Origin of the sequence: Ruminococcus sp. AF17-22AC (assembly GCF_003460065.1) — a bacterium.
In the GTDB taxonomy this organism is placed as follows: Bacteria; Bacillota; Clostridia; order Lachnospirales; family Lachnospiraceae; genus Blautia_A.
This window is the reverse complement of sequence record NZ_QRXT01000007.1, coordinates 57,847-72,345: the sequence shown is the minus strand read 5'-3', so window position 1 is coordinate 72,345 and position 14,499 is coordinate 57,847. Positions and strand designations below refer to the sequence as shown.

At 43.7% G+C, this 14,499-nt stretch carries 9 protein-coding genes; 2 read left to right on the top strand and 7 right to left on the bottom strand.

The window, feature by feature from the left end:
• Positions 1-72: 72 nt before the first annotated feature.
• From DWW86_RS11190 to DWW86_RS11175, 4 genes are all read right to left on the bottom strand, one after another.
• Entirely contained in the window at positions 73-1,638 is a 1,566-nt protein-coding gene (locus DWW86_RS11190; protein WP_072522993.1) for an LCP family glycopolymer transferase, read from the bottom strand.
• Between the two features lie 18 nt (positions 1,639-1,656).
• Positions 1,657-3,060 carry an undecaprenyl-phosphate glucose phosphotransferase gene (locus DWW86_RS11185; RefSeq protein WP_072522992.1) on the bottom strand — a complete coding sequence of 468 codons (1,404 nt, stop codon included), beginning with the start codon at positions 3,058-3,060 and terminating at the stop codon, positions 1,657-1,659.
• 154 nt (positions 3,061-3,214) lie between these two features.
• The gene (locus DWW86_RS11180; RefSeq protein WP_072522991.1) at positions 3,215-4,168 is read right to left on the bottom strand and encodes a glycosyltransferase family 2 protein; all 954 of its coding nucleotides are present in this window, start codon (positions 4,166-4,168) and stop codon (positions 3,215-3,217) included.
• A gap of 1 nt (position 4,169) precedes the next feature.
• The gene (locus tag DWW86_RS11175; protein WP_072522990.1) at positions 4,170-6,041 is read right to left on the bottom strand and encodes a glycosyltransferase family 2 protein; all 1,872 of its coding nucleotides are present in this window, start codon (positions 6,039-6,041) and stop codon (positions 4,170-4,172) included.
• 177 nt (positions 6,042-6,218) lie between these two features.
• On the opposite strand from DWW86_RS11175, the gene DWW86_RS11170 reads away from it, so the two are divergent.
• Positions 6,219-7,265 carry an acyltransferase family protein gene (locus DWW86_RS11170; protein WP_072522989.1) on the top strand — a complete coding sequence of 349 codons (1,047 nt, stop codon included), beginning with the start codon at positions 6,219-6,221 and terminating at the stop codon, positions 7,263-7,265.
• A 130-nt stretch (positions 7,266-7,395) separates the two neighbouring features.
• Complete coding sequence (locus tag DWW86_RS11165; RefSeq protein ID WP_072522988.1) at positions 7,396-8,649, top strand: D-alanyl-D-alanine carboxypeptidase family protein; 1,254 nt, start codon at positions 7,396-7,398, stop codon at positions 8,647-8,649.
• 83 nt (positions 8,650-8,732) lie between these two features.
• Here DWW86_RS11165 and rfbD read toward each other — a convergent pair whose 3' ends face one another.
• From rfbD to DWW86_RS11150, 3 genes are read right to left on the bottom strand one after another with little or no spacing between them, the layout of a single operon-like run.
• The gene (gene rfbD, locus DWW86_RS11160; protein ID WP_072522987.1) at positions 8,733-9,581 is read right to left on the bottom strand and encodes a dTDP-4-dehydrorhamnose reductase; all 849 of its coding nucleotides are present in this window, start codon (positions 9,579-9,581) and stop codon (positions 8,733-8,735) included.
• An 11-nt stretch (positions 9,582-9,592) separates the two neighbouring features.
• The gene (locus DWW86_RS11155; protein WP_072522986.1) at positions 9,593-12,037 is read right to left on the bottom strand and encodes a glycosyltransferase family 2 protein; all 2,445 of its coding nucleotides are present in this window, start codon (positions 12,035-12,037) and stop codon (positions 9,593-9,595) included.
• Between the two features lie 22 nt (positions 12,038-12,059).
• The gene (locus tag DWW86_RS11150; protein WP_072522985.1) at positions 12,060-14,498 is read right to left on the bottom strand and encodes a glycosyltransferase family 2 protein; all 2,439 of its coding nucleotides are present in this window, start codon (positions 14,496-14,498) and stop codon (positions 12,060-12,062) included.
• Position 14,499 lies beyond the last annotated feature (1 nt).

Genomic DNA, 14,499 nt, shown 5'->3' with positions numbered 1-14,499 from the left:
CAGAAGAAGGGAACTTCTTCAACAAGAAATTCCCTTCTGATCTTTATCTTATATTGTTATATGTTACTGCACTTATGCAGCATCCGCTCCGGCAGATGCACTCTGATCATAAGCTTCTACAGCATCACTTGCATCTCCACCGGCATCAATGTCACCACCGCCGACATCTTCTCCGCCGCCGATATCACCACCGGACGTATCTCCTCCGGACATATCTCCTCCAGACGTATCTCCTCCGGACGTATCTCCTCCAGACATATCTCCTCCGGACGTATCTCCTCCGGACGTATCTCCTCCGGACGTATCTCCTCCGGTTGTGTCATCCGGCACATAATCACCGCCAGTAGTATCTCCACCAGTCGTATCGCCGCCGGTAGTATCATCCGGCACATAATTATTATCCCCACCGGTATTATCTCCACTGTTGTCAGGATCGTACTGCTCGCCACTGCCGCTTGTGTCTGTCCATCCGGAACCGTCGTTTTCGAATATAACGCTATCATTTTCTGTGTTCTCTTCACCGATGTTTTTCTGTACATCATCCAGATTACCTGCACCACCGACGATCTCAAGAATCTTTTCACTGTTGGCAGTTACTGTTGCAGATGGTGTATAGTTTGCATCTCCATAGAGGAATTTGTGCAGTTCCTGTACGTTTGATACAAGGTCTGTCGGTACGATAATACTTCCCTTTACATTTGAGAACTTATAGGATGACGGGAAACCGGCCGTCTCATCTATACTGTAACCGATCAGTGTCGGAAGAAGCTGAAGGATATCCTCTTTGCCCAGAGATGTTGTTACCATCGGGAAGACATCGTCCATAATATTAAAGATTTTACTCAATCCGGCATGTTTTGCTTTATAAACGATCATCTGAATAACTTTACGCTGACGTTCTGTACGTCCCATATCAAGACTTGCTGTGTAACGGATACGGCAATAAGATGTTGCCTGTACACCGTTCAGATGATAGTGGTACTGAATCTTTTCCTGATCTTCCGGCTTTTCCGGAAGTTCGATTGGTGTGTAGCTGAGTCCTGTATCTTCGGCTGTCTCTACACAGTAGTTGTTCATATGCACGATCTCTGCATAGGACATATCCATATCCAAACCGCCCAGATCATCAATGATCGTTGCAAGTGCATCGAATTTAACAGTTGCATAATCTGTAATATTCAGGTCGAGGTTGGTATTCAGCATGGTGATTGCCTGTTCCGGACCACCATATGCATATGCTGCATTTGCTTTGGAATAGGTATCATCACCAAGGTTCAGAAGTGTATCACGGTAAATAGATACAAGCCTTACCTCTTTTGTATCATTGTTGACACTCGCAATAATCATGGTATCGCTGTTCTGGTTACCGGAAAACTTCATATTTGCACTTCGGGAATCAATTCCGAACAAAGCATAGGTCGTATAACCGGTCAGATGTGAATCTTCGGAATTAATTGCGTCCTGTACTTCTTCATTGACCTGAATCTTCTCAGTATCAAGTTTCTGTGTATTTGTCTTGTCCATTCGGGACATAAGCTGTCCATATACATACAGACCTCCGATAAACACAAGAAGCACTATGATTTCTACTGCAAAAAGTATCTTTTTGGTTTTGGATCTCTTTTTTGGTCTTGCCATCTTTTCTCCCCTTACTTTTTAGTATGCGTTTTTGTTTACAAATCCTTTAAAGATTGTAAGAAACAGTATCTTTATATCAAAACCGATCGACCAGTTCTCTATATAGTAAAGGTCACAGTCGATTCGTTTTTTGATTGATGTATCACCACGGTAGCCATTCACCTGCGCCCATCCGGTCAGTCCCGGGCGGACCTGATGTTTGACCATGTATCTTGGAATCTCTTCCCGGAATTTTTCGACAAAGAAAGGCCTCTCGGGACGTGGTCCCACCAGACTCATATCGCCCCGCAGAATGTTAAAAAGCTGAGGAAGCTCATCTATACTTGTCCGGCGCATAAATTTACCTATTCCTGTTACACGCGGATCGTTTTTGACTGTCCACGCCTTCTTTTCTTCGGCTTCCGGCTGTACTTCCATGGAGCGGAACTTATACATCCAGAAAGTTTTATTATGAAGTCCTACCCGCTCCTGCCTGTATATCAGAGGTCCCGGAGAAGTCAGTTTGATCAGAATGCACATCACAAGCATAACCGGTGACGAAACGATGATTGCCATGATCGAGCCTACGATATCCATTGCACGTTTCACCATAGAATTAAAGGTATTACTCAGCGGAACATAACGGATATTGATTACCGGAAGCCCCAGAATATCTTCAGTATATGGTTTTGTCGGAATAATTTTATTGTAATCCGGAATAAACTTCGTATGAACGCCTGATTTCTCACACATTGCAACGATTTCTTCCAGACGATAATATTCACTCAGTCCAAGCGTGATTGCAATCTCATCCAGACGATTCGCCGGTAAGATCACTGACAGATTCGCAATACGGCCGATGACTTTGATTCCATTATAGATTGTTCCTGCCGGAACATTGTCATCCAGAATACCTCTTACAACATATCCCCATTGCGGATTCTGCTGTATCCTGTCGATATATTCTTCAGCCGCGCGGCTGTACCCCACCAGTATCATCTGTTTCTGGTTCAGTCCTTTACGTCGCATATTGCGCAGTATCGAAAAAATGAACAGACGTACAATCCATTCTGCGAAAATATTGATCACGCAGAAAATATAAACGGTCAGTCTGGAGAAGTCCGACTCACCCATCATATAAAGACTAAATACGACTAACAGAAGTCCAAGTACATTTGCCTTGATGATATTTGCAAGAACAAGCCTACGTCCCTGCATATGCAATGGCTCATACAGAGTGAAAGCCTGATACAGCAATAAATAGCCCGGAATGATAAATACCAGGGCAAACATATACTGTTCAAAAGCAAGTGCACGGACTGCGGAATAAGCAAAAGGACCGATGAAACGAATCATCCACGCAAGTACATAACATACCGCAATGACGATTGCATCAATCAACATCTGCAGCCGGGTGAAGTTCTTCTGATTGTCCTGAATCACACTCTCCCACCTCAATCCAATTCTTTGTTTTTCACATTTCTGTCCGAAAAATTTTCCCGGACAGCCACGTTTATCTTATACTAGTTACTCTCTAAAATCAACAATATCTTCTGTATATTGTATTAAAATTCCATAAAGTCCTGTAATATCAGCATTATGCCCGAAATCTGCGTACGATATTAATCCACAGTTCCAGCTGAATCTTGCAGTAATTTGGCAGATGTTTCATGCGAAACGGAACTTTTTTATTTTTCATGCTGATTGAAAATCCGTTTTTGATGCCTGCCGCATATTCTTTTCCCATTCCTTTTACCGCGAAAAACAGGAATTTCACAAGAAACCCGGCCACAAGAAACGGAAGATTTAAGATGATCTGTAAAAGTGGCATGTTCTTATAGATCAGATAAATATTGTTTCTGGATGAATATCTTGTCTTAAACTGATTATAGCGTGAACCACTTGTTCCACTGCCGACATGATAAACAATTGCTTTCGGCGCATACCAGTTTTCGTAACCGTAAATTCTTGCACGATAGCCGATATCCGTATCCTCCAGATATGCAAAATGCTCCTCATCAAAGTAACCTATCTTCTCAAGAATTTTTTTGCGGTAGATTGCTGCACCGGCACATGCGGAAAAAATCCTGTCTTCTGTCTCATATGCATGGATATCTTTCCCTCTGCCGCGGGCAAAAGACCATCCCAGTGCACAGTAATAATTGCCGACATCATCCAGTTTGTCGCGATCATGGTACTGCACCATCCGTGCACCACATGAGAATGCATTCTTATGCCGTCTGATTGCAGCAAGCATTTCCTCTACAAAATCCTCTTTTACTTCTGTATCATTATTTAAAAGCAGCACATACGGTGCTTTTGCCGCACGTATCCCTGCATTGACTGCTCCACAGAAGCCGAAATTCTCCGACAGTTCGATCAGATGTACCCACGGATAGTTGGCTGTCACGAAAGAACAGCTTCCGTCTGTAGATCCATTATCTACCAGTATAACTTCAAAATTGTTCAGTGTCTGCCCTTCCAGACTTGCAAGCACGCTGTCCAGAAACGCAATTCCATTAAAATTCGGTATGACCACCGATACTTCCATATTATCTCCTATCCTTACCCTTACTGTCCATTCCCTTCAGAGGACGAAGTGAATAATTCCACTTTGTCAGCGAAAGATTCTTATTGTAATACGGATCACCGTTTTTCAGAATGTCAATCCAGTGTTCTCTCATATACTCGATTTCTTCCTGAAAACGTCGCACCTTCGCCTCACTGTCTTCCGCACCTCTTGTCTTTGATTCCATATGATAAAGCTGTACGTATGGATCATACACGATCAGTCTGCCGGATTTTCTCACCTTCAGACAGAGATCAACATCATTAAAAGCTACTGCAAGCTTCTCTGTAAAACCGCCTGCTTCCTCAAAAGCAGTACGTTTCATCATCATACATGCCGCTGTTACCGCACTCATGTCCTGAATGATCGATGCCTTATGAAGGTAACCGGTACGGTTCGCCGGCATATCAACAAACATATGTCCAGCAATTCCACCGATTCCGATCACACATCCTGCATGCTGGATCGTATTATCCGGATAAAGAAGCTTCACACCGACTGCTCCCACTTCTTCTCTCTGGCACATACCGAGCATCTCTTCTATCCAGTCCGGTGTGATCACCGTAACATCGTTGTTCAGAAACAGCAGATAATCACCTTTTGCATGCTTCACTCCGAAATTGTTGATCGCTGCATAGTTAAATTCTTTCTCCCAGCGAAGCACACGGATCTTCGGATCTTTCTCTATTTCTTTATAATACGCAAAAATTTCCTCTGATACACTGTTATTCTCTATAATAAGTATCTCGTAATTCTCATATGCTGTCTTTTCTCTGATGGAACGAAGACATGCTTCCAGCGATTCCTTCTCATCTTTGTTTGGGATGATAATGGTCACCATCGGGTTGCCCTGCACCGGATACTGCACACGGAAAAATCCGAGGTCCGGTGTATGTGTGACAATTCCCTTCTGCCCCGTTCTCTCAAGATGTGCCTCGATAGCGCGTCGTCCTGCTTCGAACGCATACATTTTGCTGGCAGGGTTATCTGCTGTCGATGCTTTGTGCGTTCTCCAGTGATACAAAATCTCTGGCACATGTCCGATCTTTCCAGCTTCTTCTACGCAGCGGAAAATAAAATCATGATCCTGTGCTCCGTCAAACTCCTGCCGGAATCCTCCAACTTTACGTATTATCGACTGTCTTACAACAAAAAAGTGGCAGATATAGTTATTGGAACGCAGAAGGTCAAGGTTAAAATCCGGTTTCAGATGGGGTTGAAAATGCTCATCCAGTTCGGTAGTTACCTTGTCTTCATCTGTATAGACTCCATCTGCATCCGGATTATTTTCCAGATAACGTGCAATCTCATAAAGAGTATTTGGGGCAAGCAGGTCATCGTGATCAAGAATTCCTGCATACTCTCCCTGTATCATCTCAAGTGCTGCATTTGTATTTCCTGCAATTCCCAGATTCTGATCCAGTATTTTTACACGGATTCTGCTGTCCTTATTCGCATATTCGTCCAAAACAGCCTGCATTTTCTTATCTTCCGGACTTCCGTTCGCAATGCAGAGTTCCCAGTTACTGTATGTCTGTGCCAGCAGCGAATCAATCATCTGGCGCAAAAAAACTTCCGGTGTACGAAATGCCGGAACAGCCACGCTGATCAGCGGGCTGTAGGAAAACTTGTGTTTTCTCTGTTTTTCCAGTTCTGTATCATCCGGAATATAGGCCTCATACCACGGACCATACGGTACTTCTTCCGGTTCAAAGCGTTCATGAAGACGTACCCAGAATTCCTTCGGACCATAATGTTTGAAATAACGCAATCCCTTACGGATCGTGTACGGATTAAGCTTTTTCAGCATTCGTGCCCACTGGATATGTCCTGTCACTTCTTTGTTTTTGCTCATAATCTGTCTGTATCCTCTGACGCTGCTTTCACCCTGCTTATTCCAGAGTAAAACAGCTTATTTCTCTTATAATAGGATTTATTTTATCATTCCGACCTGTTTTTTGCAAGGGTGGAGTCAATTTCGCTTGCGCTGCCATCACTTTTCTATTATCATTTCTCTGAGAGGAGGCTCTTTATGAAAAGAATTCGATACTTTGATCTGTTAAGATGTATTTCATTTTGCTTCATTATTTTTTATCATATGATATCACAGCTTTACTTTTCCAAATTATTTCCATTAGATAAAATCCTGCCCTTTTATGAAAATGATAATATGAACATCGCCATGCTGGGTGTTGCCGTATTTTTTATTTTATCCGGTGCCGGCCTCGCATACAGTACGGCAGAGAATTTTGATATTCGACGTTTCTATAAAAAAAGATTTATAAGAGTCCTGATTCCATTTTATATAACCTATATTTCCTATTTTATATATAAAGTGATAACGACCGGTTCTTTTACATCCTTTTTCCCGCCGGAAACATCCGCATGGAAAATCATTTTTACATTCTTCGGCATGGATGAATGGATCAGTCAGCACGGAATTCATACGTTTTCCCTTGGCATCGGCGAGTGGTTCCTCGGTGCTCTGCTGCTGTTATATTTACTTTTCCCCCTACTCCGTTTCCTGATGAAAAAGAACTCCCGTCTCTTTTTTGTCGGTTCCACTTGTATTTATCTGCTTTTGCTGTTTTATTATCCATTCAGTACTCCGGTGCATGTGAATCTGCTGATCAAGGGATATGATTTTATCTTAGGTATGCTGCTTGGCTATACAAAGCATACATTCAGACCTCAGTGGGCGTTTCTTTCCGTTCCTCTGGTTATATTTTTCTTTGTTTCCCCGTTCAGGCTGGGGATACATTACGAATTAAAGGTGGAAATCCTTGCTGTTGCTTTTTGTATTTCCTTCTCATACCTTGAACCGCTCCTTCAGAAAAAGAATCTGAAATTACTGGATTTATTAAGCAATTATTCCTATGAGATTTTTCTCGTACACCACATTGTCATATATGTACTTACACCGGCTTCCATACCATATCTGCGTGGTTCCTGGTCTGTCAGCATTCTTTTTGCTGCTGAACTTGTGTTTATCGCATTTTTTGCTTTCATTCTGAAATGGCTTTCGGGCAGATGCATTGCTTTTCTGTCACGCAGATCTGTGAACAGTAACGTAAAATAACCCCAGCCACAAAAAGCTCGGCTGTTCTGCTTGAATTACCACCCGAAATGGGATATGATAGATTTCGAGAATCACTTACCAAAATTCAATAAGATCAGTTTAAACACATATGAAATGGGAGTACAGATTTATGAAATTTAAAAAGATACATTCAGGTCTGATCGCGCTCGGACTTTGCTGTTCCCTGTTCCTTCAGACACCTGTTCTGGCCGCCGAAGAAACAGCAGATGCAGCATCCGTTTCCGCGATTTCGACAAACGATATAGCCGGATGGCCACAGGGACCGGATATCACATCCACTGCTGCCGTCATCATGGAAGACAGCACCAACACAACACTCTATGCAAAAAACATGGATCAGATTCTTTACCCGGGAGCCACTGTCAAGGTTATGACCACACTACTTGCACTGGAAAACACACAGCTTTCCGATCAGGTCACCATGACTGCAACCGGTGTATCCGGTGTCACAGACGGAGGTGCCAATATCTCCGCGCAGATTGATGAAGTGTTTACCGTAGAGCAGTGTCTGTATGCGATCATGCTCGCATCTGCAAACGATGTTGCCCTTCAGCTCGCCGAGCATATCGGTGGTTCTGTCGATGGTTTCGTTCAAATGATGAATGCCCGTGCAGCAGAGCTTGGCTGTACCAACACTGTATTTACGAATCCAACCGGTCTTCCGGATGAGAACCAGCATACGACAGCACACGATATGGCGCTGATCATGAAAGCTGCTGCTGACAATGAGTCATTCCAGACAATTGCAGGTACTACCTCTTATACAATTCCGGCAACCAATGTTTCCGGCGGAGAACGAGTCCTGACCAACAACTTTTCCATGCTGACCAACACAAATGCTGCTTATTATCAGTATTGTACCGGCGGACGAGAAGGATACACCGAAGCCTCCGGAAGTACACTTGTCTGCAGTGCACAGAAAAACGGTATCACCCTGATTGCAGTTGTCCTTCAGGGAACATCCGGAACCACCGCCACCGAGGCAGCCAGCCTTTTAAATTACGGATTTGATAATTTCAATATGCTTTCCCTCGGGGATAATGATTTCAATATGTTATCCGGTGGGGATGTATATGTACCAGTCGGCACCACTGCCGATGCTCTGACTACCCAGGACGGCGAAGTTCAGGACGGACAGTACAGCCGCCAGTATCTCTTTGGCGGAACAGCTGTCGGAACATCTGTCATGGTAGCCACCCAGGAAGAAGATACTTCTCTTGTCGATGCAAGTGTACAGAATATTGATGCAGCCAAGAATTATACTGAAGGTCGTAACAATCTTCCATACTTTATCATTGGCGGTGTTGGAATCCTGCTTCTTCTCTTGATTCTCCTTCGCATCATTAAAGTTGCAAAGTCCTGATTTGAATATTATCAGTCAGATCTATAAACACACTCTACAATATATAAGAAAAGCAGCTGTCTGTTATGGCAGCTGCTTTTCTTTTACATAATCTCTTTAAGATAACGTCCCAATGCATCTTTCCAGTCCGGAAGACGGGTAAATCCATGTTCTTCCAGTTTTTTCTTTTCCATGCGGCTGTTGGAAGGACGTTTTGCTTTTGCAGGATACTCTGCAGAACTTACCGGAATGACATTTACATCCATTCCTGCCTGACGGAAGATTTCTTTTGCAAAATCACACCAGGAAATATATCCACCTTCATTTGTTGCATGATATTTTCCATATTCTTCTTTTTCCAGCATATCAACCAGAAGTCTTGCAAGGTCATATGTGTAGGTCGGTGTTCCGATCTGATCATCGACAACGGTCAGTGTGTCATGAGTCTTTCCGAGGTTCAGCATGGTCTTGATGAAATTCTTTCCGTTCAGACCAAATACCCATGCGATACGGACAATATAATAATGCGGTGCATATTTTTCAACTGCAACTTCGCCTTCATATTTCGAATGTCCATAGACATTCAATGGCTCTACAACCGGATCATCCGGCTCCCACGGGCGGGTTCCCTGTCCGTCAAATACATAATCGGTGCTGATATAAACCATCGGAATATCAAGTTTTCCACACATTTTTGCGATATTGGCTGTTCCATCCACATTTACCTTGTGGCAAACCTCCTGATTATCCTCAGCTGCATCTACTGCTGTCCATGCCGCACAGTGTACAACCTTATCCGGATGTACCTCTGTCATCACCTGTTCAACGGCTACACTGTCTGTGATATCCATCTCCTCAACATCCACACCGACACCTTCGTAGCCTCTTTTTGCAAGTTCGTTCATAACGTCATAGCCAAGCTGGCCTTTTACACCTGTAACCAGTACTTTCATTTTCATTCCTCCTATATGCGTTTTAACGAAAAGTCCTGACTCTTTAATGTCAGGTTCGGATTATAATACGGATCTCCGTCACGCATGATATCCGGCCATCGTCTTTCAAACACCTGAATTTCTTTATTAAACCGTGCCACCTTTTCCGGAGTGTCTTCCAGACCTCTGGATTTGGACTCGTAATGATACAGCTCTGCATATGGATTGTATACAATCAGATACCCGGCAGTCCGCAGCTTCATACAGAAATCAATATCATTAAATGCAACTGCCAGTTCCTCGGTAAGTCCGCCGACTTCCTCAAAAGCAGAACGTTTTACCATCATGCAGGCTGCCGTCACCGCACTGTAATCCTGTGCGCAGATGATTCTGTGACAGTATCCGGTCGTTCCTCGCGGCTGCAGTACAAAACAGTGTCCTGCAATTCCACCAAAACCGATCACAACACCGGCATGCTGGATCGTATCATCTTCATAGTACATACGCGCTCCAACTGCTCCGACATCACTTCGCATACAGTAACCCAGTAATTCTTCGAGACAGTCTTCGTTGATGATCTCCGTATCATTATTCAGAAGAAGGATGTATTCCCCCTTCGCAAATGTTGCACCATAATTGTTGATTGCGGAATAATTAAATTCTTTATCCCAGTAAACGACATGAACCTTCGGATTCTGTGCTTCGATCTCCTTATAATACTGGAATGTAGAATCTTCGGTACTGTTGTTTTCGACAATGATAAATTCATAATTCCGGTACGTAGATTTCTGTTCAATAGAATTCATGCAGCGTTTCAGATCGTCGATATGATCCTTATTCGGAATGATGATTGAAACAAGCGGATCATGATCTCTGTGGAATTTCGTACGGTACAGTCCAAGGAATTCACCCTGATGAACTTCTGCATCAATTCCTGTTCTCTGATAATGCGCCTCGATCGCACGTTTTCCGGCTTCAAATGCATACGTCTTGCTTTCCGGATTTTCAGCGGTGGAATCCTCATGACATCTCCAATGATAGAGAATTTTCGGTACATGATAGATTTCCTCCGGTTTCACCGCTTCGATGCAGCGGAAAATGAAGTCATAATCCTGTGCCCCATCATATTCTTTGCAGAGCATACCTACCTGATCAATGATTTTTCTGTCCACCACAAACAGGTGACAGATATAGTTTACCGTACAGAGCAGATCCGGATTATAGTCCGGCTTGAAATGCGGCTGGAAAAACTTATGTCCGTCCATCGACATTTTATCCTCATCAGAATAAAGAAGACGGATTGCTCTGTTATTATTTAAAGCCTTCACACACTCAAAGAGCGCATGTGGAGTCAATTCATCGTCATGATCTGCGAATGCAATGAAATCACCTGTCGCAATCTCTATTCCTGCATTGGTATTTTCGGAAATCTGAAGAGGTTCCTTATGGGAAATCACACGAATTCTCTCATCCGATGCAGCAAGAGACTTCAAAAGTTCTGCAATCGGTGAGTTCTCCCCGCTTCCATCAGAAAGACAGAGTTCCCAGTTCGGATAAGTCTGTGCCTTCACGGTCTCTACCAGCTGACGAAGATATTTCTCCGGTGTTTTGTACAGCGGAATCACAATGCTGATCTTTGGCTGGTATTCGAATTTTTCTCTTCTCTGGTGTTCCAGTTCTTTTGCACTCGGAAGGTGGCGTACAATCCATTTCTGATATGGTATCTCTCTTGTTGAAGCCGTCCTGATTTTGGATACAACTTTGCCTGCCAGTGCTGCACTTCCCTGGGATTTCCAGTAACGCATACCCTTCTGCGCATATTTTTCTATTTTTTTGCGAAGGATGACTGCCGGCTGTAAATGTACCACATGTACAGACTTCGTCTCCCCTGCATAAAATACTACGTAGACAACCTTTCCGGTAAGATTGGTGATCTCTGCAAAAAATCCGGTCTTGTCCTCGTGCTTCATTTCTTCATACATCTGTTCCACATCAACACGTTCTGTACGAAGAATCTCTGCCTGAATCTTTTCTTTGTTTTCGTCGAAAATCTGAATTCGCACCGGCTGATCTGCCACGGCCCACCCACGGATACGCAAAAATCCCTGCTGAATTTTTTCTTCTTCGATATAAAACTGCGGTTTGCCTCTGCGTTTTTCCAGATTTTTTACTGTAATGGAAAACCAGCAGAATGTTTTGTCCGGCATATCTGCATAAACGCTCAGCTTCTGATATCCTTCCAGTGACTCCGGAAGCTGCACCGCTGCCGTAATACGCTCGCCCCTCATCAAATCCGGATCTTTAAAACGTTCCAGTGCACTGACTACTTCCAGACGCTGAATCTCGGATTTTATTTCGGAACCATCCAGCATGGCACGCATCTTTGCTTCTTTCGGCCATGTTCCCTGCAGGATATAACAGCATGGATCCTGTAAATGGAACCGATCCTTTGTTACCTCAAATATCTCTCTCGACATAATCTATATCCAACCTCGTTTCTCAGTCTTCTCTCAGGGAACAGTCTGCTTCTTTCAGTGACAGATTCGGATTGTAATAAGGGTCTCCCTTCGCCATCTCATCACCCCATTTTTCCTCGAAGCGCTTCGTTTCTTTTTCGAAACGGAACTGCTTCTCCGGAGTATCTTCCATTCCCCTTGACTTGGATTCGTAGTGATAAAGCTCCGCATATGGTGTAAATACGACTTTTTTGCCTGCTGCACGCGCCTTCATGCAAAGATCAATGTCATTAAAGGCAACAACAAACTCTTCATCAAATCCACCTACTGCCTGGAAATCTTCTGCTTTCATAAGCATGCAGGCCGCAGTTACGGCGCTGATTTCCTGTACATTTACTGCCCTTCCGAAATATCCTTTATCTTCGCAGGATGCCATGCACATAATATGGCCTGCAATTCCGCCCATGCCAAGTACAACTCCTGCATGCTGGATCAGGTTATCCGGATAGTAAAGTTTCGCTCCGACGATTGAAACATCCGGCTGCTGACAGATCATCAGCATCTCCTCGATCCAGCCCGGACTGATCACTTCCACATCATTATTCAGAAACAGCAGGTAGCTTCCTTTTGCTTCTTTTACAGCGAAATTGTTGATTGCAGAATAATTAAATCCATCTTCCCACGTAAGTACCCGTGCTTTCGGGTAGCGCCAGGAAAGGTTTTTGTAGTAATCAAAAGTCTCCTGCTCTTCGCTGTTGTTTTCGACTACCAGAATTTCATAATTCTTCCATGTAGATTTCTCATAAATGGAAGAAAGACATTTCTCAAGATCATCAATATGGTCTTTATTCGGAATAATGATCGACACAAGCGGCTCGCCCTGAATCTTTACATGACTTCGATACCAGCCCGGATGTTTCGTCATTTCTACCTCTGCCTCGATACCAACTCTGCGGTAATGTTCCTGAATCGCACGGCATCCTGCTTCATATGCGTACGTCTTGCTCTCCGGATTTGCCGCAACAGAATTCATATGACACCTCCAGTGATACAGCACCTTCGGAATATGAATCACCTGTTTTGCCTGCTCACAGCAGCGCAGTATAAAATCGTAATCCTGCGAACCGTCAAACTCCGGTCTGAGGCCTCCCACCTGGTTGACCAGTGCTTTTTTTACAACAAAAATATGACAGATATAATTATTGTCCCTTAAACGGAACAGATTATAGTCTGATTTGAAATGAGGTTCAAAATAGAATTCCCCATCCATACTCAGTTTATCTTCATCTGTATAAATGATCTCCGGTCCCTGATGATCATTTATTGCCCTGACAATTTCATACAGAGCATCCGGTTCCAGTGTATCATCATGATCACTCAGCATCAGATATTCACCGGTCGCCATCTCGATTGCTTTGTTTGTATTGACGGAAATCCCACCATTACCCTCTAGATGCTTATAAAGGATTCTCTTATCTTTACCATAACGCTTCTGAACGTATTCTTCGACTTTCTGATCAGGGCTTCCATCCGCCAGGCAGAGCTGCCAGTTTGTGTAAGTCTGCGAACGCACAGAATCGATCAGTTCCTTCAGATACGGAGTCGGTGTACAGTACAGAGGAATCACAATGCTGATCAGAGGATTCTGCTCAAAATGTTCATGACGCTGTCTGCGAAGAGTCTTTCTGTCCGCTTTATGACGCTCAAACCATTCTTCATAATCTTCTTTGTGCTCCCCGTTTTTGTCTTTGTGGAAAAGACGTCCCCAGAAGCCTTTTGCTTTCTCTTTTTCCTTCTGTTCCCTGCGAAGAGCTTTTATATCAATCTCATATGTTTTGGTTGTAGAATCACCGCAGAAATGAAGCACTATCCTGTTTCCCGGGATTTCAAGAAACGCTGCGGAAATGCTGAAACCGATCTCCTGATTCTTGTAATCGTCGTCCAGATGGCGTCGCTCTACAACGTCCGGCCTGCGGCCTCTCGTGATCTTACAGTCGAGAAGTTCTGCATTTTCTTTATGAACAGTTACTTCAACTTCACCTCTCTGGTCTGTTGTCCATCCCTGAATCTCAAGCATCAGCCCATAGAGGACTTCGACACGGTCAATATGGAACTCGACCAGTTTGTCTTTGACCAGTTCATCCAGTTCATCACCTGTATGCTCCCAGATCACAGTTTTTTCTTCTCCGTCCAGCAAAAGAAGTTCCAGTATGTCATACTTCTGGCGAAGTTTCAGGACCTCCGGAATCGTAACTGTAAATCCCGGAAGAAAGCCTTCTGTCTCCACTTCCAGAGCCTGCGCCACATCCGGTCGGTCATACCGCTCCACTTCCGGTATATCGAGCACTTCATACCCGTCACCAATCAGCTGAAAACTGCATTTCTTTTTATCAGTATGCATATACCAGCCTACAAGGCTCAGCACATGTCCATGTCTGTCATCATATCGTTCTTCATCAATGCTGAAACAAAGTTTGTCCATA

Coding starts and splice junctions, on each gene's coding strand:
- rfbD (WP_072522987.1), bottom strand. CDS start 9,581: ATGAAAGTACTGGTTACAGGTGTAAAAGGCCAGCTTGGCTATGACGTT.
- DWW86_RS11190 (WP_072522993.1), bottom strand. CDS start 1,638: ATGGCAAGACCAAAAAAGAGATCCAAAACCAAAAAGATACTTTTTGCA.
- DWW86_RS11175 (WP_072522990.1), bottom strand. CDS start 6,041: ATGAGCAAAAACAAAGAAGTGACAGGACATATCCAGTGGGCACGAATG.
- DWW86_RS11180 (WP_072522991.1), bottom strand. CDS start 4,168: ATGGAAGTATCGGTGGTCATACCGAATTTTAATGGAATTGCGTTTCTG.
- DWW86_RS11155 (WP_072522986.1), bottom strand. CDS start 12,037: ATGTCGAGAGAGATATTTGAGGTAACAAAGGATCGGTTCCATTTACAG.
- DWW86_RS11170 (WP_072522989.1), top strand. CDS start 6,219: ATGAAAAGAATTCGATACTTTGATCTGTTAAGATGTATTTCATTTTGC.
- DWW86_RS11150 (WP_072522985.1), bottom strand. CDS start 14,498: ATGGACAAACTTTGTTTCAGCATTGATGAAGAACGATATGATGACAGA.
- DWW86_RS11165 (WP_072522988.1), top strand. CDS start 7,396: ATGAAATTTAAAAAGATACATTCAGGTCTGATCGCGCTCGGACTTTGC.